Here is a 2,153-nt window from a genome sequence, read left to right on the forward strand (position 1 = left end):
GGCTTTCGGGGCTGTCCTTGGGGATCACGCCCAGGAACAAGTTCTGAGGCGTACGCGCCGAAGCGGCATTCCACGGGCCAGGTAGGGTCCGTGGAATGCCGAGAGTCAAAGTCAGCGTCATCGTCCCCGTCTACAACACCGGGAAGTACGTCGACGAGTGCGCGCCGTCGCTGGTCGGGCAGAGTCTGCCCGCCGACGAGTACGAGGTCATCTACGTCGACGACGGGTCGACGGACGACACACTGACCCGGCTCGAGAAGATCGCCGCCGCGCACCCGAACGTCCAGGTGCACACACAGCCCAACTCCGGCTGGCCGGGCGCGCCCCGCAATCTCGGCATGCGGCATGCCAAGGGCGAGTACATCCAGTTCGTCGACCACGACGACATGCTCGGGCCCGAGGCCCTGGAGCGGCTCTACGAGCACGCGCGGCGCAACGGCGCGGACGTGGTGCTCGGCAAGATGTCCAGCACGATGGTCCGGCCCCGGCGGCTGTTCCGGCACACCGTGGACGCCTGCACGATCGAGAACGACGAGCTCATGCAGAGCATGTCGCCGCACAAGATGTTTCGGCGCGCGTTCGTCGAGGAGCACGGTCTGCGGTTCCCCGAGGGCCCCTGGATCCTGGAGGACCTGGCCTTCGTCAGCGCCGCCTATCTGAAGGCCGAGCGGATCTCGGTCCTCGCCGACTACCCCTGCTACTACTGGATGAAGCGGGACGACGGCGGCAACAACACCCAGCACCGCTTCAACCCGCGCCACGGCTTCTGGTCCAACTGCCGCACCATCGTGCGCGGGATCAAGGACGGCACGCCCCCGTCCGACGACGTCGACGCCCTGCAGAACCGTCTCCTGCACCGCCTGTACCACGTCGAGATCCTCTCCCGCACCCGCGAACCCGAGATCCTCCGCGAGGACCCCGCCGAGCAGCGTGAGCGGTTCGAGGCGGCTCGGAGGCTCGCCGTCGAGGAGTTCCCGGCCGCCGTGCGCGACGGTCTGCCCGCCGTCTCCCGCCTCCGCGCCGACCTCCTCGAAGGCGGGGACTTCGACGGGGCCGTGGCCCTCGCCGAGCGCGTGCGGGAGGTCAAGGCCCGCAGCACAGTCGGCGGACTGCGGTGGGAGGAGGGCCGGCTGGTCGCCGACGTCACGCTGGACCTGTTGCGCGGGGACGGTGAGCCGCTGGTGCTCGTCGAGCGGGACGGGAAGCGGTGGCTGGACCCGGAGCTGCTGGCCGGGGTGCCGGGGACCGAGGACGGCTGGGAGGTCCGGGACCCGTTCCGGCTGGCGTACGCCGAACTGGTCGTCAAGGACCGGGACCGCGAGGACTGGTGGTACCCGGAGGGCGACCTGGAGGTGCGGCTCGAACCCTGCGGCGAGGGGCGGGCGCGGCTCGTCGCGTCCGGGCGGCTGCTGCTCGACCCCGAACGGCTCGCGGGCGGACGGCCGTTGGAGCGCGGGGTGCACGACGTGTGGGCGTACGTCCAGCTGCTGGGCGTCGACCGGATGGTCCGGCTGACCGGCGACGGCACCCCGGGCACCCCCGCCACGGGCCCGGCGCTGACCGGCGGACGGCTCGCGCTGCCGTACTGGACGGGCAGCGGCCAGCTCGCCCTCGACGTGGACCAGCGTCAGCGTGGACTCGGCCCGGACACGGCCGGTGCCGCCGCGGCGAACACCGCGCGCGGTGAACGGTATCTTCCGCTGCCCTACGTGGCGGCGAGCGCGCAGAGCGGCCCGGCCCGCGTCAAGGTCACCGTGTCCGCCCTGTCGGTGGGCGCCGAGCTGGTCCCCGGCGAGGGTGGGACGACGGCCGCCCTGCGGCTGCCCGCGCGGATCAAACTCCCCTCCGGACGCCACCCGGTCAGGCTCCCCAAGACCGACGCCCCGGTGGCGTACGCCGTCGTCGGCGACGGCACCCTGCTGCGGCTGGAGGGCCCGGCCCACGAACCCGGCACCGGGCGCCGGCTCCTCGACGCGGTCGCCGACAACCGCCAGGTCCGGCGCGTACGGCGGCGACTGGGCCGATAGGAGGGTGGTGGGGCACCGCACGAACTCCGGTGCCCCGCGGCCCGCTAGGCGTACTCCGCGATGTCCTTGATCATCGCGAACCCGAGGCCGTACGCGCTCATGCCCCGCCCGTACGCCCCCACGTGC

Annotated in this window: 1 protein-coding gene; it reads left to right on the forward strand. The window is 72.4% G+C overall.

What is annotated here, in order from left to right; translation table 11 throughout:
- Window positions 1-95: 95 nt before the first annotated feature.
- On the forward strand, window positions 96-2,027 hold the full coding sequence (locus EHS43_RS43180) for a glycosyltransferase family A protein (protein WP_125195898.1): 1,932 nt from the start codon (window positions 96-98) through the stop codon (window positions 2,025-2,027).
- The last annotated feature ends 126 nt before the right edge of the window (window positions 2,028-2,153 follow it).

It is taken from the genome of Streptomyces sp. RP5T (assembly GCF_003933965.1).
Taxonomy (GTDB): domain Bacteria; phylum Actinomycetota; class Actinomycetes; order Streptomycetales; family Streptomycetaceae; genus Streptomyces.

Excerpts from the sequence above, each read along its gene's own strand:
- EHS43_RS43180 (WP_125195898.1), top strand. The coding sequence starts at position 96 with ATGCCGAGAGTCAAAGTCAGCGTCATCGTCCCCGTCTACAACACCGGG.